This is a genomic window from Desulfovibrio biadhensis, assembly GCF_055388615.1.
Genome location: NZ_AP042477.1, coordinates 3467907 through 3489484, shown reverse-complemented (window position 1 = coordinate 3489484; position 21578 = coordinate 3467907). Strand labels below are relative to the sequence as shown.

The 21578-nt window shown below is 50.3% G+C and carries 17 protein-coding genes, 1 tRNA gene and 1 other RNA gene; 14 read left to right on the top strand and 5 right to left on the bottom strand.

Annotated features, from left to right (window positions below; translation table 11 throughout):
- Positions 1–7 precede the first annotated feature (7 nt).
- Genes ACZ5EH_RS15115 through ACZ5EH_RS15090 form a run of 6 tightly spaced genes read left to right on the top strand, consistent with a single transcriptional unit; the run spans position 8 to position 6930 of the window.
- Entirely contained in the window at positions 8–2083 is a 2076-nt protein-coding gene (locus ACZ5EH_RS15115; protein ID WP_464274709.1) for a glycosyltransferase family 2 protein, read from the top strand.
- Positions 2084–2107: 24 nt separating this feature from the next.
- Positions 2108–3178, top strand: a complete 1071-nt coding sequence (locus ACZ5EH_RS15110) for a glycosyltransferase family 4 protein (RefSeq protein ID WP_464274708.1) — start codon at positions 2108–2110, stop codon at positions 3176–3178.
- Positions 3178–4323 carry a glycosyltransferase gene (locus ACZ5EH_RS15105; protein WP_464274707.1) on the top strand — a complete coding sequence of 382 codons (1146 nt, stop codon included), beginning with the start codon at positions 3178–3180 and terminating at the stop codon, positions 4321–4323. The genes ACZ5EH_RS15110 and ACZ5EH_RS15105 overlap by 1 nt, the downstream gene beginning before the upstream one ends.
- Before the next feature lie 7 nt (positions 4324–4330).
- A complete protein-coding gene (locus tag ACZ5EH_RS15100; RefSeq protein WP_464274706.1) occupies positions 4331–4882 on the top strand; it encodes an LbetaH domain-containing protein in 552 nt (183 codons plus the stop codon).
- 9 nt (positions 4883–4891) lie between these two features.
- Complete coding sequence (locus ACZ5EH_RS15095; RefSeq protein WP_464274705.1) at positions 4892–5716, top strand: glycosyltransferase family 2 protein; 825 nt, start codon at positions 4892–4894, stop codon at positions 5714–5716.
- The gene (locus ACZ5EH_RS15090; protein ID WP_464274704.1) at positions 5713–6930 is read left to right on the top strand and encodes a WcaI family glycosyltransferase; all 1218 of its coding nucleotides are present in this window, start codon (positions 5713–5715) and stop codon (positions 6928–6930) included. Before ACZ5EH_RS15095 ends, ACZ5EH_RS15090 begins: the two co-directional genes overlap by 4 nt.
- A gap of 188 nt (positions 6931–7118) precedes the next feature.
- Here ACZ5EH_RS15090 and ACZ5EH_RS15085 read toward each other — a convergent pair whose 3' ends face one another.
- Positions 7119–8102 carry a glycosyltransferase family 2 protein gene (locus ACZ5EH_RS15085; protein WP_464274703.1) on the bottom strand — a complete coding sequence of 328 codons (984 nt, stop codon included), beginning with the start codon at positions 8100–8102 and terminating at the stop codon, positions 7119–7121.
- Positions 8103–8629: 527 nt separating this feature from the next.
- Between ACZ5EH_RS15085 and ACZ5EH_RS15080 the strand changes: the two genes are divergently transcribed.
- Positions 8630–10150, top strand: coding sequence for a glycosyltransferase family 39 protein (locus tag ACZ5EH_RS15080; protein WP_464274702.1), 1521 nt, complete (start codon positions 8630–8632; stop codon positions 10148–10150).
- A 523-nt stretch (positions 10151–10673) separates the two neighbouring features.
- On the opposite strand, the gene mtnP is transcribed toward ACZ5EH_RS15080, so the two are convergent.
- Together mtnP and ACZ5EH_RS15070 are read right to left on the bottom strand one after the other, a co-directional pair.
- Positions 10674–11420 (bottom strand): S-methyl-5'-thioadenosine phosphorylase, encoded by a 747-nt coding sequence (mtnP, locus tag ACZ5EH_RS15075; RefSeq protein WP_464274701.1) that lies wholly within the window; start codon positions 11418–11420, stop codon positions 10674–10676.
- A 64-nt stretch (positions 11421–11484) separates the two neighbouring features.
- Positions 11485–11997, bottom strand: a complete 513-nt coding sequence (locus tag ACZ5EH_RS15070) for an adenine phosphoribosyltransferase (RefSeq protein WP_464274700.1) — start codon at positions 11995–11997, stop codon at positions 11485–11487.
- A gap of 149 nt (positions 11998–12146) precedes the next feature.
- On the opposite strand from ACZ5EH_RS15070, the gene ACZ5EH_RS15065 reads away from it, so the two are divergent.
- The 6 genes from ACZ5EH_RS15065 to ispD all read left to right on the top strand — a co-directional run bounded on the left by ACZ5EH_RS15065 (position 12147) and on the right by ispD (position 17622).
- Complete coding sequence (locus tag ACZ5EH_RS15065) at positions 12147–13481, top strand: amidohydrolase family protein (protein WP_464274699.1); 1335 nt, start codon at positions 12147–12149, stop codon at positions 13479–13481.
- 224 nt (positions 13482–13705) lie between these two features.
- Positions 13706–13781, top strand: a tRNA-Ile gene (locus ACZ5EH_RS15060).
- 143 nt (positions 13782–13924) lie between these two features.
- Entirely contained in the window at positions 13925–14944 is a 1020-nt protein-coding gene (locus ACZ5EH_RS15055; RefSeq protein ID WP_464274698.1) for a Nif3-like dinuclear metal center hexameric protein, read from the top strand.
- A gap of 100 nt (positions 14945–15044) precedes the next feature.
- Positions 15045–15815 (top strand): zinc ribbon domain-containing protein, encoded by a 771-nt coding sequence (locus tag ACZ5EH_RS15050; RefSeq protein WP_464278308.1) that lies wholly within the window; start codon positions 15045–15047, stop codon positions 15813–15815.
- Between the two features lie 167 nt (positions 15816–15982).
- Positions 15983–16361, top strand: an RNA gene (rnpB, locus tag ACZ5EH_RS15045) — RNase P RNA component class A.
- Positions 16362–16395: 34 nt separating this feature from the next.
- Positions 16396–17622, top strand: a complete 1227-nt coding sequence (gene ispD, locus ACZ5EH_RS15040) for a 2-C-methyl-D-erythritol 4-phosphate cytidylyltransferase (protein ID WP_464274697.1) — start codon at positions 16396–16398, stop codon at positions 17620–17622.
- Positions 17623–17677: 55 nt separating this feature from the next.
- On the opposite strand, the gene ACZ5EH_RS15035 is transcribed toward ispD, so the two are convergent.
- The gene (locus tag ACZ5EH_RS15035; RefSeq protein ID WP_464274696.1) at positions 17678–18649 is read right to left on the bottom strand and encodes a deoxyhypusine synthase family protein; all 972 of its coding nucleotides are present in this window, start codon (positions 18647–18649) and stop codon (positions 17678–17680) included.
- A 563-nt stretch (positions 18650–19212) separates the two neighbouring features.
- Between ACZ5EH_RS15035 and ACZ5EH_RS15030 the strand changes: the two genes are divergently transcribed.
- Positions 19213–20922 carry a long-chain-fatty-acid--CoA ligase gene (locus tag ACZ5EH_RS15030; protein ID WP_464274695.1) on the top strand — a complete coding sequence of 570 codons (1710 nt, stop codon included), beginning with the start codon at positions 19213–19215 and terminating at the stop codon, positions 20920–20922.
- A gap of 208 nt (positions 20923–21130) precedes the next feature.
- On the opposite strand, the gene ACZ5EH_RS15025 is transcribed toward ACZ5EH_RS15030, so the two are convergent.
- Complete coding sequence (locus tag ACZ5EH_RS15025) at positions 21131–21520, bottom strand: ferredoxin (protein WP_464274694.1); 390 nt, start codon at positions 21518–21520, stop codon at positions 21131–21133.
- Between the last annotated feature and the right edge of the window lie 58 nt (positions 21521–21578).

The following is a 21578-nucleotide window of genomic DNA, read 5'->3' as shown; positions in this document are numbered from 1 at the left end:
ACAAGCAATGCGCATATCTATCGTTACAATCTCTTTCAACCAAAAAGACTTTCTTGAACGGGCAATCCTCTCTGTCTTGGAGCAGTCCTACTCCAATATTGAATACATAGTGGTAGATCCAGGATCAACTGATGGCAGCCGCGATATAATTGAAAAATACAGAGACAGGATAAGCACCATCCTATACGAGCCAGACAAAGGTCCTGCCGATGGTTTGAACCATGGTTTTGCACATGCCACTGGTGATATTTACGGTTATATCAATGCTGACGATATTATTCTACCAGGCACTCTGGAGAAGGTTGCTGCGTTCTTCCAATCACACCCTGATACAGATGTTGTCATCGGCGATGGTTTTGTTGTTGATCCTGCAGGAAATGTACTGAAATACGTCCGCTCCACCAGATTTACCCCTTGGTGGTTTGTGCATGGCGGCGTACTTGCTTTGCAACAATCCACATTTTTCAGGCAGGAAGCGTTCAAAGCGACGGAAGGATTCAATATACACAATAAGACATCTTGGGATGCTGAATTACTGCTCGACATGAGCCTCGCCGGGAAAAAACTGGTATGTGAGCATCAGAACTGGTCGCTATTCACGTACCACGAAAATTCCATTACCGTTTCACAGCGTCTTGCGGACGAAAGCAAAAAAACGCATGCTAGATACTTCAGAAAAGTTATGGGCTGTGAACCCGGCACGATTGACAAAATATTTAAAAAGTATGGAAAATATCACAAATTTTTAATTGACCCTGTTGGGCTGGTCAAAAAATTTTTTCCACCACAATGTGAATGGCCACAACGGAATACTGCTATGCAACCTGATGCTTCTACTAATGATTCAAAGGACTACCTTTACGCCACGCCCACTGATGCCGACCACTTTTTCGGATTTCATGATCTTTGCCCATGGAATGAAAACGGAGACCAGGTTGTTCTGCTAAGAACAAAGGAAGACATTTCAGACCGACTTCCCACAAGTGATGACGTGGCTGAAGTCTGTATATGGCATCCCGAAACAGGTGACGTTTGCCCCATCGGCGAAACAACGACATGGAACTGGCAGCAGGGTGCACGCGAGCAATGGCGGCCAGGCCACCCCAACGTAATCCTCTATAATTGCTGTCGTGATGGGGCCATGGTCAGTATTGCCTACAACACTGAATCCAAGGAAGAAAAAGTTTTCTCACGCCCTGTATACGCACTTGCGCCCGATGGACGCCACGCACTGACGTTCAACTTTTCCAGACTGCACGAGACCTGGCCAGCCTACGGCTATGACGGCCCCGCCTATGGTAACATGACGGACGTAGCCCCGGAGGATGAGGGGCTTTTTCTCATGGACCTTGAAAACGACACGACGACGTTGCTCATATCCTTGAAGGACTTAGCCACGTTCAAGGGCAGTAAGCTGTCAGAGGCAAGCAAGCACTTTGTCTCGCACGTTGCTTACAGTCCAAGCGGGAAAAAGTTCTCTTTTTTCCATCGTCTTTTTACCCAGGATGGCAACCTGTATACTCGTTTTTTCGTTGCAGACAGTGATGGCCGAAATCTGCAGCTCATTTCGCAGGAAAAAGCCACGCACTACGACTGGTATGATGACAACTCCATACTTGTCTGGACACGTTTTTTGCCGCAATCGGTTTCCAAGGCAAGAGGTGGCGGACTGTTGGCCAATCCTCTGATAAAGCCGTTGCTGAACATCGTCAGAAAGTGGCGCCCCGGCCTGAAACAGCGCCTCTGGAAAGAGGGGTACCACCTTCTCGGTACAGACGGCAGTGGGAAGCGAGAACTGATCGGCTACGGCGTGCTTGATGCGGATGGGCATCCAATGTTCTCGAACGACAGAAAGCTCTTGCTGACCGATACCTATCCGGATGAAAGAAGAATAATGAGTCTGATCATATATGATATGAATCAAAAGACACGTCGTGACGTCGCCAAAATCCATTCACCAGATAAATTCCTGTGGGATTTGAAATGTGACCTGCACCCTCGCTGGAACCGCGATTGTACGCAGATTTGCGTTGATTGCCCGGAAAGTGGCAAACGGCAGGTCAGGATTTATTCTGCGTTGTAACAATAGGGAACACCGGGACATTTTATGAAAAAACTTCTGGTTATTCAACCGTATATCGCTAAATACAGAATCCCTGTGTTCCAAACGCTGGCCAAATCGTACGACATGACCGTTGCCGCATGCATTGCCGAAGACAACAAGGGGTACGGTCAGCCAGACGCATCTACTCGGTTCAAGTTCATCACGCTGAAATTTAAAAATAAATTTGGCTTCCTCTGGCAATCAGGGATTCGCAAACTCCTGGCCGATCATCCTGATGGCGTTTTTATCGCAGCAAACCCCAGACACCTGAGCTATTGGTACACTCTTCTTTACTGCCTGCTCTTTCGTATTCCAATTTTTTGTCACGGCCAGGGCCCCTACAACAAGTCCGCATTGTCCTTTTTGCGCCGGTTCCTCTACCGCATGGAATTGCTGCTTGCGACAAGGTACATCTGTTATACTGAATATTCCAGGCAAGCATTTCACCGATTGGGATTGCAGTCAGATAAACTGGCTGTGGCAGACAATTCTCTCCATTTGAAACGCGTGCGTAAACTTCCAGAACATATTCCACCTGGCTTGCATGTCATGTTCATAGGGCGATTACGCCCAGGATCCAATCTCGAACTCTTGATAGATGCCATGGCAAATCTTTCTGGAGACAATATCTCGTTACATATCGTAGGTGATGGTGAGGGGCACGACATACTTGCTCAAGCAACAGAAAAATACAAATGGATTCATTGGTACGGCAATATCTATGAAGAAGACAAGCTTCTTGAAATTGCAGAAAGATGCATAGTCGGCTGCTACCCTGGGGATGCAGGTCTGAGCATACTCCATTATATGGCTTTGGCCCTTCCAGTCATCACCCACGACAATATGCTTGCGCACATGGGACCTGAACCCAGCTATATTACAGATGGAGTAAACGGCTTCCTCTTCAGCTACACAGACAAATTGCCATCATTAACAGCACTTTTGCAGAACATCCTCGACCAGAAATATGACATTCTGCAAGCAGGCGAACAGGCCGTCGCCACATATCATGAGCTAACCACCCCTTCTCTTGGCAAACGGCTGGAGGCCATCATGAAGGAGGCCGGGGTCTGATGCGTATCCTGCATGTCGTCCAAAGCATGGATCCAGCCAAGGGCGGCGTCTCCGAAAGCATTCGGCTTTTCTGTGCAGAAATCATCCGCCAGGGCCACGAAACAGAAATAGCCACCCTGGATCATCCTGGGCCGGAGTGGGAAAAATTACTCCCCGCCCCTTTGCATTTCTTCCCGCAAACCATGAAAGGATTCAATGCGCCTGGCCTCATTCCCTGGCTGGCAGAAAACGGCCCGTCATACGATGGCGTCATCGCGCACGGTTTGTGGCGTTTTCAAGGGCACGCCACACGCATTGCCGCAAAAAAAGGGGGCTTCAAGTACTGCATCTTTCCCCACGGAATGCTTGACCCCTGGTTTAAAGAGAACAACAGGCTCAAGCATTACGCCAAACAGCTTTACTGGTTATGGCGTGAATACCAGGTACTGCGCGACGCCGCGGCTGTGTTATTCACCTGCCAGGAAGAAATGCGAATGGCCCCCACCTTCACCCCTTATACGGTGAACGGACGGATTTGCCCTTTGGGACTAGAAGGACCGCCAGCCCCCCCGACCATACTTGCGGCGGAGTTCTTCACAAAATTTCCTGAATTGAAAAACAGACCTAACATATTATTTTTGGGACGGATTCATGAAAAAAAAGGTGTTGATCTGCTCCTGCATGCCTTTGCCAGAGTCTGTGCGAATCGCGAGACGAATCTGCTCTTGGCTGGTCCGGCTCCTGAAGCACTGCAAAAAGAATATTCCAATCTTGCCAAGGATATGGGAATAGCCGACAATGTTTTCTGGCTCGGCATGCTTCACGGGCAAGACAAATGGGGGGCTCTCAGTGCTGCAAATGTTTTCGCCCTCCCTTCACATCAGGAAAATTTCGGCATCGCCGTTGTGGAAGCCCTGGCCTGTGGTACGCCTGTGCTCATTTCCAACAAAGTCAACATTTGGCGCGAGATAGTCGAGTGTGATGCTGGCCTGGCAGAAGCTGATACCCTAGAGGGCGCTGAAGCCATGCTATCTTCATATATCCGGCTTACGGATGCTGCACAGAATGCCATGTCTTCCAAGGCAGTTTCCTGTTTTAACAGCCACTTCCGCATAGATACCGCCACAAAGCACTTACTGAACATCATTCGTGATTGCAGGAGGTGATAACGCCTTGCCCACCAATCTGAACCCCTATCACAATCCCAGCTTCGGCTTTTCTAACCGCCTGATGCGTTTTGTGTGGAATATTGTTGCGCTGTTCCTGTTCCGCCCCTCCCCGCGTCCTTTTCATGGCTGGCGGTCCTTTTTACTACGCTGCTTCGGCGCCACCCTTGGCAAGGATTGCCACTTCTATCCTGGAGCAAAAATCTGGGCCCCCTGGAATCTCCACTGTGGCGACCATGTCGGTGTGGCTTCAGGGGCGGAAATATACAACCCTGCGACCATCAAGCTGGGAGACTATGTAACCATTTCACAGAATGCTTATTTGTGTGGTGCCAATCACGATTACAACGATCCGTCCTTCCCGCTCATAACTGACACCATAGAAATAAAGCATCACGCGTGGATTGCCGCACGCGCAATCGTTTTACAGGGTGTTACCGTTGGCGAAGGCGCCGTGCTTGCCATCAACGCACTCGCTACCAAGGATCTGACCCCCTGGACTGTCTACGGTGGGGTTCCCGCCCGGGAAATAAACAAGCGCAATGTTGTGACGACGTAGGATAATACCATGATATCAGTATTGATCCTGACAAAAAACGAAGAACAGGATTTGCCGGGTTGTCTCGAGAGCATCGCGTGGTCTGATGATATTCATCTGTATGATTCATGCTCCGAGGACCGCACTGTGGAAATTGCCAAAGCTGCAGGAGCCACTATAACCAGCAGGCCCTTTGACAACTGGGCCGCGCACCAGAACTGGGGCCTTGCCAACATATCCTTCAAGCATCCATGGGTTTTTTACATCGATGCCGACGAACGAGTTACCCCTGACCTGCGCGACGCTATGCTAAAGGCGGTGGCGTCCCCTGATGAAAACGTAGCATTCAGAATGCAGCGCAGGGATTTCTTCATGGGCACATGGCTCAAGCATTGCCAGACATCCCCTTTTTATATGCGGTTGTTCCGCCCAGAAAAAATGCGGTACGAGCGACTGGTCAATCCTATCTCCATACCAGACGGCCCAGTTGGCGAAATAACTGGTTTCCTGGATCACTACCCCTTCAGCAAGGGTTTGAGCCATTGGTATGCCAGGCACAACTCATACAGTTCCTTTGAAGCGCAGCAAATCGTAGATAACCGTCGCAAAGGGGGCACCTTCAGCCTTTCCAAAGCCTTTTTCGAAAAAGACTTTCATAAGCGCCGCTATCATCAGAAAGAACTGTTTTATCGCATGCCATTTCGCCCTCTCATCAAGTTCCTGTACCTGTATATCGCCCGAAAAGGCTTTCTGGACGGCCGAGCTGGGCTTCAATATTCTATGATGCAAGGTATTTACGAATACATGATTTTGACCAAGGAACATGAACTGGAGCAGCAGGTGCAAAAAGCATGAAGATTCTTGTACTTGGCATCAATTACTATCCGGAACTGACCGGCATTTCAGTGTATACTTCAGACATGTGCGAATACCTGGCCGCAGCCGGCCATGAAGTGGAGGTAGTGACCGGTTTCCCTTATTATCCGCAATGGGAAGTCTTTCCAGGATATCGGGGCAAGGTGTACGCCTCTGAGGAAGTCAACGGCGTAACCATAAGACGTTGCTACGTCTACACTACTAAAAAGCTGTCCTCTCTCAAGAGGATCATTCACGAAGCAAGCTTCATCGTGTCCTCGTTTTTCAGGAGCTTGTTTGTCCAACGTCCGGATATACTTCTCGTGGTCTCCCCCCCTTTGGGGCTGGGCCTTTCAGGCTATGTGCTCAGCCGCTTGAAGCGTGTCCCGCTCATCTTCCATGTTCAGGACTTGCAGCCTGACGCTGCTGTCGGACTCGGAATGCTAAAAAAAGGGAAATTGACGCGATTTCTCTATGCAGTGGAAAAATTCATCTATAAAAAAGCCAGAATGGTCACGACCATCAGCAAATCCATGCGGGAGAAGACCCTTGCCAAGGGTATAGCCCCCGAAAAGGTAGAACTGCTCCCCAATTGGGCCACCTTGGAACCGGCCCAGGGCGATGACCACAGCGCTTCCTTTCGGGAAGAATTTGGCCTGGAAGGAAAATTTGTGTTTCTCTACTCAGGAAATGTAGGGAAAAAGCAAGGACTCGAGACGCTTATAGAGGCGTTTTCAGACATAGAGGACAGTAATGCGGTCTGTCTCATTGTAGGAGAAGGTGCAAACATTGCGGCGCTCAAGGAACGGGCAAAGCAGGCAGCTGTTGCTAATATTCGTTTTTTACCGCTGCAGCCCAAAGAACGTCTCCTGTCTATGCTGCGTGCGGCAGATGTCTGCCTGGTAATCCAAAAAACAGTCGTATCCGATATCGTTTTCCCTTCCAAAATGACCAACATCATGGCTGCAGGGTGCGCCTCTCTTGTGACGGCAGAAGAACATACCGAACTCGCTCAGGCCGTAATAGAGTCTGATTCAGGATATGTCGCCCTCCCGGAAAATGTGGAGTCGTTGCGCAAAAAAATGGTCTACGCCCTTTCAGATTCATCATTATCCGAAAGACGGGCGCGTGCCGCTGCGTATGCCCAAAAACACCTGGCCAAAGGCGTCATCTTAAAGGAATTTGATGCTCTTCTGAAAAGGATTGTCAACTGACCTGCTGTTACAGTGGCGTAGCTACCGCCCTCTCTCCATGAGACGTAAGCCGGAATAGCGTGCACATACTCTGCCGCCAGCAAGAGCATGAAGGTACATGGGAAGCAAAAGGCACGGCACACTTCTTCTCAATCTGCATGTACATACCTTAACCGCCAGACGGTTCAAATAGCGTACTCAACAGGCAGTCATATTGTAACGTTTTTGTGCGGCACCTTGTAAAACAAGTCCGGCTTAACTCGGCGCCCAATCCAAAAAAGTACGAGCCACCACGCCCTAGGATAAGGCTTCGCAAAAAACATCAGCTTGAAAGCTTCCTTATAGTTCCTTCTTTTCAGGCGATTCATGCCGCGTATTATTCGCAAAAAGGACTTGATACACGCCAGGCTCGGTGGATTGAGAGCTGGGTCGATATGCTGCAGTTGCAACTCCCGCATTCTGACGTACTCAGCATCAAGCGTAGCCTCTGTACGCTTACTAGAATGTCTCTCGTGCCCCAAATGCTGTTTTATCAAGGCGCGGTTGATTACAAGGGAATCCCCATGCTTACACACATCGCAAAAAAAGGAAGAATCAACTCCGTGCTTGATGCCGGGATAGAGTCTGAACGCCTCCCCTGCAGCAATGACCTTTGCAGAAACCATCATTTGAGAAGGAATCCCGCCACCAACACTGTCCTGAAGATACATCCCAAGATGGGTATATTTCTGCTCTATACGTATGACATCATGCTGCGACCTATTTACAAAAGACTTTAAAAGTTTTCCATCAAAGTACTGATCCGCCTGGCAGGATATGATGGCAGCATCCGGGGCTGCAGCAGCAGCCTTGAGGAATACTTCCAGACAATCCGGTGTTAATTCATCATCATCGTGCAATAGTTTTATCCATTGCGCCCCAGTTTGCATCGCCATTTTTATTGCTGCATTTGTATTTCCAACCTGCCCCTGCTGTTCAGTATTTTTAGCAATTACAAAGCGATTGTCGTTTTCTGCAAGAGTATTGACGATCAGCATTGTTTTGCTATCTCCTGCCTCATCATCGCTGATACAACATATCCAATCTTCAATACCCTGGCTTTTGATGCTCTCAATAGCCCGCGTTACAAAATCTGGTCTTTGATATGTAGGCATTGCTATTGCAACACGAGGGGCTATTTCTTCATTGTACATTTGTAATCTCAACATTCCTTTTTTTGCACACCGAGTGAATATTTATACTGGCATTTATATAATAGTATCTTTCCCAAGTAAACGCACCCAAAACACACCCCCACAAGGTCTGGCATCCCATAATTAAGAGGTCTAAAATGTAGAGGTCATGCGGCCATTCTCAGTTTCAGTAAAGAAGTGATGAAGCCAATGCACATGTTAGATCATTCGTTGTTGTAGACAAAGAACCAACGCAATGTTTTAAAGAAAGCCATGTTACCATGTTACTATGTTACCGTCGCAACCTCTTCGATCGCGTCCAGCAGAGGAGCTAGCGTCTTTATAGTGACCCAGAAGGGCGGATTAGCTTTTGAACATATCCAACTTAATTTTGCCGCTGAGTGGCCCAACAGACTGGCCCCACATCTCATCAGGAAATACTCCTTGCTCCTTCATCGCAATTACAATATTTTGAGTATCATTTTATAAGTCACAATAATATTTTTCCCTACAACAACATAATTATCAATTTCATAAATGAGACACTCATGAAGTTAAAACAACACTTATGTCTTAAAGATAATTTTATAAGCAATTCACTTTTCTTATTGTTGTGCTTTTCAGTTTTCGTAAGCCTTGCTGTCAGGGTCTATTGTGTAAATTCTCAATTTTGGATGGATGAGTTAGCAACTTCTTGGGTGATTTCCGACGGCTTTACTGCAATTTTTGAAAGATCATGGCTCAACAATCTTAGCCCCGCTTATTTTGTTTTTCCATACATATCTCAATTTTTTTTAGGTGTAAGCGAACCTTCCTTACGACTTCCTTCAATAATCTTCAGCCTGCTCACGGCTATCGTTGTCTTTAAATTGGCAATGGAGTTAACAAAAAGCAGAAGAATTTCATATTTTTCTGCCCTATTTGTTCTCATAGATAAAGATCTTGTATACTTTTCATTGGATGCAAGACCTTACTCGCTTTCCATTCTCGCGACTTCACTTTTTCTATTATACTTTTTTCGGCATATCAATAATCCAAAAAACATTTCCAACTTGGTAATATGGATATTTCTTGGAACTATATCTATCTACATACATTACACGAATGCTCTTCTTTTTGTCTCACTCTCTTTAGCTGTCACTATAAACATGCTGTTCCCTGATCGTAGAAAACACTACTCTATGATTTTTTTAAGCTTGCTACTTGTAGCTTTCCTCTGTCTGCCCTTAGCCAGCCACTTGTACAACCTGTTTTCAATAAGAAAAGAACTTGGATCTTTTCTCCCCCAGCCAAATCCCTCACAAATGTTTTCCATAATTCCACATGTCAGATATTACATCATCATACCTTTGGCCGCTGTCTTTTTTTACACATTCTCTTATAGACAAAAATTATTCAAAACCACTTCTGAATCTCCTTACAAAACCTATCATATAAGCTTGGTTATTTTCTTAGTTTTATTCTCCGTTCTGCTCATCTTCTCTCTTGCATACGCAGGCATTGTTAATATTTATTTGCCAAGATATTTGAGTTGGACCTTTCCACTCGTTATCATATTATCATCTTTAATTCTTGAAAAATTGAATGGGAAACGCTTGAAAACTATCTTTATATTTACCATTATTATTCTACAATTATCAGCAAGCTACAAAATAGTGAACTCTAGAAAAAATGTAACTAACAATTCATGGGAAAATATAGTTTATGAACTCAATATATCTACAAATAGCACTTACATATTGTTCTATCCTCCCCTCATTGAACGAAAAATGGCAGGTGACTTAGCAAAGTATAATCCTGATGACTTGTTCATGTCATACCTTACTTCCCCACTAAATTCGATTTACAAATTAGACAAGAACAAACTAAACGATTTATTTTTAACCAATGGAAATGTGGATATATGTTTATTGCCTCACGAATTTTTTGCAATTAACATTAAGTTAGACTCCCTTGAAAGGACAGAGCATTGGAAAACGGAGAATATTGCCCCATCAATACATTTTCCGACGCTACTCAAATACACACGTCTACCCCATACATCTAAAAACGCACCCTTTTGCGACTAGGTCATGTTCACACTAAGAGTAATTAATTTACTGACAAAGCTATTCACAACGTAATATATCTACTTTCTCTCAAGAAACTACATGCAGCATGGAGCATACTACAAGGCTACAGCCGAGTATTAGAAGATTAAAAAGCCGAGATTGGAAGAAGTGGGTTAGGAAAACCGGCCCATGAGCCAAAGTGGACGTAAGAAGCCCGGAGGAGGTTTTTGATGTCCAAGACAAGATGAAGTTTTACCGCCGCGTTCAAGCCCCGCCCCCCATGAAAACCCTGTCCGGGGAGATTACTTTATCCGAGTTCGCAAATAAGTAAGGCGCACCCCGACCAGAACTCCCAGTGGATGAACTAAGCATGAGCTTCTACGATCTCAATGCCCCAATGCGCCCAGAGCGTGCGTAAAATCCTTCTATTTCATTTTTATACTTACCGTAGTGAGTTTTCGCTGGAAAATAAAAAAGCCCTGCCGAAACTACAGGCAGGGCTCTTTGCATATACATTCCTGGTCAACAGGCGACTGAAAGCCTATAAACGGCCAATAACCTCCAGCAATAGCCTGGTAACCTTCTCAGCGTTCTGTCTGAAAATCTGCAAAATATCTTCCCAGGTGACAGGTGCTTCGTCCAGCTTCCAACAATCATAATCCGTGCTCATGGCCACTGCCCCATAGGGCAGCCCAGCCTCATTGGAAAGAGCACATTCAGGGGCGATACTCATATTGATGACGTCTGCCCCCCACGTGCGAAACATGTTGGACTCCGCCCTGGTGGAGAAACGAGGCCCTTCAATGGTCACCACGGTTCCCTTCTTGTGGTGGTCATAGCCAAGTTGGTCACAGCACTGATTGAACACCTTGCGCAAGTCAGCGTCAAAGGGCTCGGCCATAGGGGTATGGCAAGCGTGATGCGGTTCAAAAGCTTCGTGAAAGGTCGTAAAACGGTGGCGGGTAAAATCGATGAACTGATCCAGTATGACCAAATGTCCGCGATCTATCTCTTCCCGCAAGGACCCAACAGCCGTGGTAGCCAGCACACACTCGCACCCCAAATCCTTTAAGGCATGGATATTGGCGCGAAAATTCACCTGTGAGGGGGGAACAGTATGCTCCCTGCCATGCCGCGCCAGCAAATACACGCGCTTCCCCGCTATCTCGCCCTTGCGCACGTTGGAACTTGGCGAACCATAGGGCGTTACGATTTCAAGGTCTTCAGCATTTTCGAGAATGTCTGGATTATCCAGGCCACTGCCGCCAATAATACCGATTGCTTTCATGGTACTCGGTCCATAACCCGGATATCCGGGGTTCGCTATTCCATCAATTCGAAATTAGCCGAGACTACAGCTTCAACAGGTAACTATGCCCCATACCGTCCAGCTTTTCCTTGCCATTCAAAAAGCCAAGCTCGATGAGGAAACCAATGCCGGCAAGTTCTGCTCCAGCACCCTTTACGAGGTCCACCATGCCTTTCACAGTGCCACCCGTGGCAATGATGTCATCAATGATCAGTATCCGCTCATTCTCTTTGACGGCGTCTTCATGCATGCAAAGCGTGTCGGTGCCGTATTCCAGATCGTAGCTGACAGATACGCACTTGTACGGCAGTTTGCCGGGCTTGCGCACAGGCACAAAACCAATACCCAGCTTATACGCCAAGGGGGCGCCAAAGATGAACCCGCGCGCCTCTGCCGCCATGATCTTCTGAGCGCCAGTGTCCTGATACTGTTCAGCCATCTTGTCGATGGCATAGGCAAAGGCCTTGCCGTCGCCCAGAAGCGGTGTAATGTCGAAAAAGACGATTCCTTCTTTAGGAAAGTCTTTTATGTCCCGGATATAGGTACGAAGGTCCATGTTGTCCTCCAGTGGAATTTGTGCCAAAAATTTTCCGGAGTTGCCGGCGCAGAAAGCGCCCCAGTTACGCCTTGGCTGATGTAAGTGTTGTGGAAAATTTTGTCAAAAGCCGGACGCGCCGCCCTTAGAACCAGGAGTTTAGCCGCCTCATGTCCAAAACAAACTGCGAAACCATCCTCCAGGCTGACTGGTTACTGCCTCAAGACCATCTGCACGGACGCCCTCCCCGCTCCATTCATAAGGGCGCTGTTGCCATAAACCAGGGACGCATTCTCGCCGCAGACACTGCCCACGCGGTGCATGCCGCTTACATGGCAAACAACACAATAGACTTGGGCCCCGCTCTGCTCATGCCAGGGTTGGTCAATGCCCACACCCATTCCGCCATGACCCTTTTGCGGGGGGTTGCCGACGACATGCCCCTTCTCCAATGGCTGACCACCCGTATCTGGCCCCTTGAAGGGCGCCTGACAAAGGAGCTCATCCAGCTAGGCTCACTCCTGGCTTGCGCGGAAATGATACGGACCGGCACAACCTGCTTTCTGGATATGTATATCCATCAACGCCAGACAGCACGTGCAGTTGAACAAAGCGGCATGCGCGCCATGCTGACTGAAGGACTCCTGGCGTTCCCCACCCTTTCCTACCAGAATAGCGAAGAAGCCTTTGCCCTCCTTGATGCATTGCTGGCGGATTTCGCAAACCACCCGCGCCTATCCATTGCCCTGGCGGCACACACGCCGCACACCGCTACAGAAGAACAAATCAGACGCAGCCATGCCATGGCCCAGGAGCATAAGACCCTGTGGTTCACACATTGCGCGGAATCCGCCCTTGAAACCTCCGAGTGTCTGGACAAGCTGGGCAAGCGGCCTCTTGCCCATTTAAGGGACCTGGGCGTGCTTACCCCTGAGACCGCCCTGGTGCATATGGTGGACGTGCATGATGCAGAACGTGCGCTCGTAGCCGAAAAAGGCTGCAAGGTTATCATGTGCCCTCGCAGTAATATGAAACTGGCCTCCGGCATTGCAGGGGGGCAGTCATTTCTCCAGGCTGGTATAGCCCCCGCCTTGGGAACAGATGGAGCAGCCAGCAACAACGCCTTGAACATGTTTCAGGAAATGGCTGCCTGCGCCCTGACAGGTAAGGTGCGGGAACTGGACGCCACAGCATTGCCCGCCGGTAGTGTGCTGGATATGGCGACGTGCAATGCGGCAGACATTTTCGGCATTTCCGGCCTGGGGACCATGAAGCCAGGTGCCCCTGCAGACATCATAGCCCTGGATGTGAAGGCACCCAATATGCAGCCCCTGCATGACCCTGTCTCTCAAGTCGTCTATGCAGCAAGCGGGCACGAAGTCCGGCTCACCATGGTTGCCGGCAATATACTTTTCAAGGACGGGCAGTATACGCAAATCGACTATTCAGGGCTTCTGGACGAAATGACCGCAATTACAACCTGGGCCCGGAAAAATCTTGATTAAAAATGATCCTTAGCCAGTCTTTTTTCCAAGACATAATAACATCACGTGTTTTTTCAGAGAGATAACGACTGCCATAAAATACTGCACAGCCATCAAGAAGCATTGACATAACAACAGTTCCAAGATATTTTCGCGTGCTTAAAAGCTGTACAATTCAATGCGCAACTTGCAAAAGCCGCAGCCAATGCCGCTCAAACAAGCTTGCGACATCCGAAGAACAGCGTGGGCCTATAGCTCAGTTGGCAGAGCCTCCGGCTCATAACCGGCAGGTCCCAGGTTCGAATCCTGGTAGGCCCACCAGAAGGAACACATTTGCAGGCCTGTACCCGACCTTCGCAATCCCCACGCCTGAACGCGAGGCGTTATATTTACGGTGCTTCCCGGCCCTTGTGGCAGAGAAGCACCTTTCGTTTTGGAAGCCCCTGCAAGGAAGGTAAATAACCATGTATATCAAAGACTTACTTGCACGGATCGAGGCCACTGCACCTCCAGAAGGACAGGCTGGATGGGACAACTCAGGCGTACAGATCGCTGGTCGCATTCAAGACGTGACTAAACTCGCTGTCGCCCTGGATCCCTTGCCAGAGACCATCGCCTCCGCTCTCGAATGGGGGGCGCAATGCATCCTTACGCACCACCCGCTGTACATGAAGCCGCAACCCCTTAACAAAATCAACGCATTCCACGAAGTAGCCGCAGCCGTACTCGGCCAGGGCGCCTGGCTGTATGCCGCGCATACTTCGCTGGACGTGCAGCCCTCGGGCCCCGCAGGCTGGCTGGCCGCGGAACTGGGGCTGCAGAACACCGACCTGCTGGAAACGACACACACCAAGGCTTTACAAGGTGTGCATTTTCATGCGGCAGAACCCCGGGAAGCCCTCGTTCAAGCGCTTGAAGAATCGCCGGAAGTGCTGCACCTGCAGGATCCTGGCCCGGAAGAGCTGTTCCTGGTCTGCGCCAGGGAAGACTGGCCGGCTGTCAAGGCGCTTGTTGCCCAGCACCAGGAAAACCCGGCCTTTTCAATGCTGGAAATGGCCCTGCCGGAGGACAGCCGCGGGTACGGTCTGGCAGGCGATCTGCCAGCGCCCATGCCTTTGGATGACTTTTGTAGCCAACTTGCCGAACTCACCAGGAGCCGTTTTTTCCGAGTCATGGGGCCAAAACCCGCCACCGTGACCCGGGTCGCCTACTGTACAGGTTCCGGCAGTTCCTTCATGGAGGCGGCCCATAAAGCCGGCGCTCAAATTTTCATAACGGGCGATATGAAGTATCATCAGGCCCTTGAAGCCCCACTCTGCGTTTTAGATGTGGGGCATTTTATTCTGGAAGAGGAAATGATGCGTCGTTTTGCGCAAAACCTTACAGACGAGCTTTCGAGCGATGGCGTCGAGCTGCTCTTCGTCTCTGGTAAGGACCCGTTTGATGTAATGCTCTTTGAGCAGGACATGGACATTTTGCTTTAAAGTCGCAAACGTTCGCTTTCGGCATTAACATAGAGCAGAACTTCGCCGACCGGATAGCTCCGGCCAGCAGCCATGCACAGAGGAGGGTAGAACCTTGAGCATGTATCTCAAACAAATCGAACAACTTGTCGCCCTGCAGCGCATCGACAGCGAAATCATCGACCTCAACAAGGAACTTGAGACTGCACCCAGAGAAGTACACGCCCTGGAAGGCAGCCATTCGCAGCTCGATACGCAGTACAAACAGCTGATGGAAAAGATCGGCTACCTCAAAGAGCAGGAAAGCCGTCTTTCAGCTGAAATCGAAGATGACACGCTGAAGATCAAGAAGAGCAAGAACAAGCTCATGATGGTCAGTAATACCAAAGAATATCACGCCATGATGCGCGAGATGGACAACCTGGAGAAGCTGAACAGGTTGCGCGAAGAAGAGCGGGTCACCCTGTCTGAAGAGCTCGTCCGCCTCAACGAAAGCAAAGAAGAGCTTGATAGCGAGTTGGGAACGATCAACAAGCAGCTCGAAGAAAAGCGCTCCAACCTGCAGGCGCGCGTGGCTGAGACACAAAAACGCCTGGACGAGCTGGATGCGCAACGCAAGGACGCAGGCTCCAGCGTGCCCCCGCCGGTATTGAGCCGTTACGAATTCATCCGCTCTCGTCTGGTGCCGCCTGTTATCGTCAAGGTCGAACAGGGCATCTGCAACGGTTGCCACATCGCTATTCCGCCCCAGAGCTTCAACGATCTGCAGAAAGGGCAGCAGATTCTTTCGTGCCCCAACTGCCAGCGCCTCATCTACTGGTGCGAGCACTTTTCCGAGGATGAGCAGTGCGCCACCCCCAAGGAAAAAGAAGCTGAAGAGGCTGCCGAGTAGGTTTTGACCTTCTCGCTGCAGTGCTTATTACTGCATCAGGTAGTACACGCGACATTTACCACATGCGCCTGCAGCCACTTGTCCCTCCCCTTCATGCTGGGTATGGACAAGTGACTGCAGGATGCGCGTAAATGGCAACTTGAGCACGCTCCCGGCAACAATTTTCGGGAGTTGGACGGATCGCCGCTGCGGGTCGTTTACGACCCGGGGAGGAAAGTCCGGGCTCCACAGGGCAAGACGCTGGGTAACTCCCAGGGGGAGCGATCCCCGGATAGCGCCACAGAAAGCAAACCGCCTATGCGCCCCTTGTGGGATGCAGGTAAGGGTGAAACGGTGGAGTAAGAGCCCACCAGTTGCCGTGGTAACACGGTAAGCTAGGCAAACCCCGTCTGGAGCAAGGCCAAATAGGAGGGCGTCAAAGCTGGCCCGGTCAGCCCTCGGGTAGGCTGCTCGAGGCCGTAGGTAACTGCGGCCCTAGAGGAATGGTGGTCGCTTCCGGTCCTTGGACCGGAGGAACAGAACCCGGCTTACAGTCCAACTCCCGTTCTTTTCACCACATTTTATCACAGGATACACGCACATGAGCACGTGGGCTGTTATTCTCGCTGCAGGGCAAGGTTCCCGTCTTGCCGCGGCAGGCGTTCAGGAAAAAAAGCAGTTTCTCGAATACCAACAGCGCCCTCTGTTTTGGCATTCCGCCAAAACCCTTGCTCGTGTGCCGCGCATTTTCGGCCTGATCTATGTTTTCCCCGAAGCGGAATTCCTCAGCGCCCAGGAAACGGTCATCGAACTTGAAGGGGCCGACGGCGTCAGTATCCCCTGGTTATGTATCACAGGGGGCGCTCGCCGGCAGGACTCCGTTGCGAAAGCATTGGCGGCACTGCCACCGGATTGCGACAATGTACTGGTGCATGACGCTGCACGCCCTTTTGCAAGCGCCACATTGTGCAATGCACTGCTCGACAACCTGGAAGCCGGCGCGCCCGGAGTCATTCCTGTTCTGCCAGTGTGTGACACGATCAAACGCGTCGCCATAAATCCTGAAGGCTCGGAACAAATCGCCGAAACCTTGCTCCGCAGTGAATTGCGAGCAGTGCAGACGCCCCAGGCATTCGCCCTGGAGACCTTGCGCCATGCCCATGAACGCGCTGACAAGGAAGGCTGGGACGTCACCGACGATGCAAGCATGGTGGAACGTCTCGGGCTTGTGGTGCAAACCGTTCCCGGTGAAGAGCGCAATGTCAAAATTACTACGCTCAAGGACCTTGAGCTGCTCGCCCCGCAAAACAGCACGCCAAGCCCCGGCGGCCGCATGGTCTGTGGCTGGGGGTACGATGTCCATCGCTATGTTGCGGAAAACCAGGCCAAGGCACGCCCTATGAAACTTGGCGGCGTGCCCATCCAGACCAAGGGGTGCCCCTGCGTTCAGGCGCACTCGGACGGCGACGTGCTGCTGCATGCGCTCACCGACGCCCTTTTAGGTTGCATGGGGCAAGGCGACATCGGCGACCGCTTTCCGGACAGCGACCCCACCCTGGACAACGCGCCGAGCACTGCGCTGTTGGATGCGGTGCTGCAGGATGCCCTGGCCATGGGCGCAAGTCTCATGCATGTTGACCTGACCATCATCGCTCAGACGCCCAAGCTCATGCCCCACAAAAAACGCATCCGTGACAACGTAGCCAAGCTGCTGCACGTTCCGACAGAGCGGGTCAACGTCAAAGCCACAACCGAAGAAGGCCTTGGCTTCACGGGTGAAAAAAAGGGCATCAAGGCTGTGGCAATGGTCACAGCGATGATGCCCTGAATGGCTACGGTCTTTGTCGCTGGCAGCAAATGACCAGCCTGCAATACGAAGCCGACTATTTCCCCAACACGTAGGAAAAGATCAACGGCGCCACAAGAGAGGCGTCCGAATTGATCATGAACTTGGGTGTGTCCACGTCAAGCTTGTACCATGTGATCTTCTCATTGGGCACGGCGCCGGAGTAGGAGCCGTAACTGGTGGTGCTGTCCGATATCTGTGCGAAATAGGCCCAGAATGGGGCGTCTTCCTTGTGCAGATCCTGAATGATCATAGGCACGACACAGATGGAGAAATCTCCAGCAATGCCGCCGCCAATCTGGAAGAATCCTACCGGAGTTTTTTCATCGGCCCGGGCCAGATACCATTCGGCCAGGTGCTGCATCTGCTCGGTGCCAAGACGCAGGCAGCGATGGTCAGGCAAGGCGCCGCTCATCACCAGAGCAACGAACTTGTTGCCCATGGTGCAGTCTTCCCAGCCAGGCGTATATATGGGCAGATTTTTTTCCTTGGCTGCCAGCACCCAGGAATGTTCGGGCGGAATCTGGTAGTGTTTTTTCACATCCTCGATTTCCAGCAAAGAATAGAAATACTCCCAAGGGTAGTAGGATTCACCCTTTGCAGCAGCATCCTTCCAAAGCTGGACCAGATGGTCTTCCACCTGCAGCATCACTGACTCTGGAATACAGGTATCGGTGACACGGTTGAAGCCTTCGTCGCGCAGGTCGCGCTCCTCTTCTGGGCTAAGATCCCGATACTCGGGCACCAATTTGTACTCGGTATTGTTGAAGAGATTGAAAAGATCCTCTTCCAGATTGGCCGCGGTGCAGCATATGGCGTGCACCTTGTCCTGGCGGATCATCTCGGCCAGGGTGATGCCGATTTCGCAAGTACTCATGGCTCCGGCCATGGCCAAAAACATCTTGCCCCCGCCGTCAAGCAACTCGTTCCAGGCCTTGGCCGCATCCAGAGTCTCACGGGCATTGAAATGCTTGTAGTTCGCTTCCATAAAAGCGCTGATGGTACTCACTCGTCCTCCTTAGGTACGCGCGCAACATTTATAAGGGCGCGCCAGGTTCTGCAAAAAACGCCATGTAGTCACGGCGTTTCATAAAAAGTTACTGCACAAATGCGGCTAAAATATAATCGCGAAGACTGGCTTGTTTTTTGTGAAGCATTGCTCGTTTTGGAGAGGCAGGCGATAGGAATGCACTCAGGGGAATGCATTTGGAGACCAGGTCGTGCAACAGGATAAAATATCACCAGTGTACGTAAGGCCACACATTTTTTCCCAACAAAACCATCCTCTGCCTTGCGATTACCGCAAAAAAAATACAATATATTACCACTTCTGACCAAACAAAAAACTTCCAAAGGTTCCAATAGCTTGCGCATATGAGCGGCAACACGTTCCAAAAACCGGCATATTCCATCACAAACGCCTGAATTTGCAGTAAATATTTATTATTTTTAGCACCGCCTTACAGTACTGTCAAACGCTATCATAACCATTTTCCCCAGGATTTTTTATGGGGCTGACTTTTCACTACGACTCGGGTACAGACCTGCCCATCCCAATGAGCGAGGCCTAAAATGACCCTTCAGGAAGCAGGGGGGCGCCCCTGGTTCGCCAATTATGACGAACAAGTGCCCCATACCATCGAATACGAGGAAGTACCTCTTTTCCATTATCTGGATCGCGCCGCAACGGAGTACCCTGGCCGGACTGCCATTGTCTTCCGCAACTGGAAAATGTCCTACAAAAGCCTGCAACGCCATGCAGAGAGCATGGCGGCCAGGCTCATTGCCCATGGGCTGAAGCGGGGCGATCGAGTCTCCATCATGTTGCCCAACCTGCCCCAGACCATCCTGAGCTTTTGGGCCGTACTCAAGGCTGGGGGCGTGGTGGTCATGACCAACCCGCTGTACATGGAGACAGAGCTACTGCACCAACTCAACGACTCCGGCGCCCGCTTCATGATAACGCTGGACCATTTGTGGCCAAAACTGCACCCATTGCGGGAGCGCCTGGGTGTCGAAAAATACTTTGTCACCCGCATTCCGGATGCTCTGGGACTGCCCCTGAATCTGATCTATAAGGTCAAGGCGTGGCGTGACAAACTTCCGGTACAGGTCCCCTACGACGGAAAATCCGTGCTCCGCTGGCGCTCCCTCACAAAAGGCTCCAGCCGAGCAAACGTGAAACCCCATAATGTGCGTGAGGACCTGGCCCTGCTGCAATATACTGGCGGCACCACCGGTATCTCCAAAGGGGTGATGCTTACCCATTTCAACCTTGCAGCCAACGTGCAGCAATGCCACTCCATGCTGCACACCCTTGGCAAGGGCGCCAAAGGGGAAGTCATGCTGGGGCTGCTCCCCTACTTCCATGTATATGGCCTCACGGTCTGCCTTTTGCTCGGCACGGCAATCAACGCCACGCTCATTCCCATACCGCGCTATTTGCCCAAGGACATGCTCGAAGCCATCGACAAATTGAAGCCCACTGTTTTTCCCGGGGCGCCTTCGGTCTATTTATCCTTGATGCAGCAAAAGGATGTCGGCAACTACGATCTCTCTTCCATCAACTATTGTGTTTCCGGCTCTGCTCCCATGCCGGTGGATGGGCTACGCCGCTTTACGGAACTGACCAAGGGCACCATCATCGAAGGGTATGGACTCACCGAGGCCTCACCTGTAACCCACCTGAACCCTTTGCATGGGGAAAAACGCCCTGGCACCATTGGACTGCCTTTCCCCGATACCGACGCCCGTGTTGTGGATGGCGACCTGGGCCTGGCGCCCCTGCCGCCCGGCAAAAACGGTGAGTTGATACTCAAAGGCCCCCAGGTAATGCAGGGGTACTGGAATCGCCCAGAGGATACGGCGGAAACCCTTCGTGACGGCTGGCTTTTTACAGGCGATATCGCCACCATGGACGAGGATGGCTACTTCACCATAGTGGATCGCAAAAAAGATTTGATCATCTGTGGCGGGTACAATGTCTACCCAAGAGAAATAGACGAAGTGCTTCACGAACACCCAAAAATCCGCGAGGCGGTGGCTGTTGGCATTCCCCATAAATCCCGTGGGGAGAGCATCAAGGCCTTTGTCGTGCTCCACGATGGCGAAACCATGGAGAAGAGCGAACTGGTCGGCTGGTGTCGCCAAAAACTGGCCAACTACAAAGTGCCGAAACAGGTGGAATTTCGATCTTCATTACCCAAAAGCACCGTAGGCAAGGTGTTGCGCCGCGCACTGCGGGACGAGGAAATACAGAAGCTGGAGAAGCGCAAGGCGTAAGTGAGCGTTGAGAAACTCCATAAATCTAATCCCATACAAAAAACTGGATTATTGCAGAAGCAGTAATCCAGTTTTCTTTTTGTTAAGGCAAGCATGCCTTTACACTTCATGTGCGCATCCATGCATTTTCTATCTTGCCACAAACTGAACCAAAAACCAGGCAGCCCAAGTTTTTCCCTTGTATTATAGGGCACAAAGGAAGTTTTGGCTATTCTTCGATCTCAATGCAATCTTCAGGACAGTAGGACATGCACTCTCTGATGCGAGCTTCCGGTGCACAGTCTTCTTTAAGAAACGGCAGCTGTTCATCCTCATCCCAGCCAAAGCATTCCGGCAACAGAGAGACACAGGCCTGACATCCTTTGCAGCCTCCTCGAAAAAAGGCAATCTGCTTCATGTCTTCGCCCTGTTGTTGCTTTTCATTGCTAGTATCTTTCTTGCTCATTGGCTCGCTCATTGGCCCCTCATTCTTTTGTTGCAATAGATTGTGTTCGGTCAGCTTGAAAATACTGCCACTTCTTCCATATCCTGAATTAATCACACGAGCGTCAATTGACCATGGCTTGCGTCTTTCAAACAGACAAAAAACAATACGCACACCCGTTTTTTATACGCGTCACATTAAAAATAGGCATTATTTTGCACATAGTTAAGTT

Coding starts and splice junctions, on each gene's coding strand:
- ACZ5EH_RS15115 (WP_464274709.1), top strand. CDS start 8: ATGCGCATATCTATCGTTACAATCTCTTTCAACCAAAAAGACTTTCTT.
- ACZ5EH_RS15110 (WP_464274708.1), top strand. CDS start 2,108: ATGAAAAAACTTCTGGTTATTCAACCGTATATCGCTAAATACAGAATC.
- ACZ5EH_RS15105 (WP_464274707.1), top strand. CDS start 3,178: ATGCGTATCCTGCATGTCGTCCAAAGCATGGATCCAGCCAAGGGCGGC.
- ACZ5EH_RS15095 (WP_464274705.1), top strand. CDS start 4,892: ATGATATCAGTATTGATCCTGACAAAAAACGAAGAACAGGATTTGCCG.
- ACZ5EH_RS15090 (WP_464274704.1), top strand. CDS start 5,713: ATGAAGATTCTTGTACTTGGCATCAATTACTATCCGGAACTGACCGGC.
- ACZ5EH_RS15085 (WP_464274703.1), bottom strand. CDS start 8,102: ATGTACAATGAAGAAATAGCCCCTCGTGTTGCAATAGCAATGCCTACA.
- ACZ5EH_RS15080 (WP_464274702.1), top strand. CDS start 8,630: ATGAAGTTAAAACAACACTTATGTCTTAAAGATAATTTTATAAGCAAT.
- mtnP (WP_464274701.1), bottom strand. CDS start 11,420: ATGAAAGCAATCGGTATTATTGGCGGCAGTGGCCTGGATAATCCAGAC.
- ACZ5EH_RS15070 (WP_464274700.1), bottom strand. CDS start 11,997: ATGGACCTTCGTACCTATATCCGGGACATAAAAGACTTTCCTAAAGAA.
- ACZ5EH_RS15065 (WP_464274699.1), top strand. CDS start 12,147: ATGTCCAAAACAAACTGCGAAACCATCCTCCAGGCTGACTGGTTACTG.
- ACZ5EH_RS15055 (WP_464274698.1), top strand. CDS start 13,925: ATGTATATCAAAGACTTACTTGCACGGATCGAGGCCACTGCACCTCCA.
- ACZ5EH_RS15050 (WP_464278308.1), top strand. CDS start 15,045: ATGTATCTCAAACAAATCGAACAACTTGTCGCCCTGCAGCGCATCGAC.
- ispD (WP_464274697.1), top strand. CDS start 16,396: ATGAGCACGTGGGCTGTTATTCTCGCTGCAGGGCAAGGTTCCCGTCTT.
- ACZ5EH_RS15030 (WP_464274695.1), top strand. CDS start 19,213: ATGACCCTTCAGGAAGCAGGGGGGCGCCCCTGGTTCGCCAATTATGAC.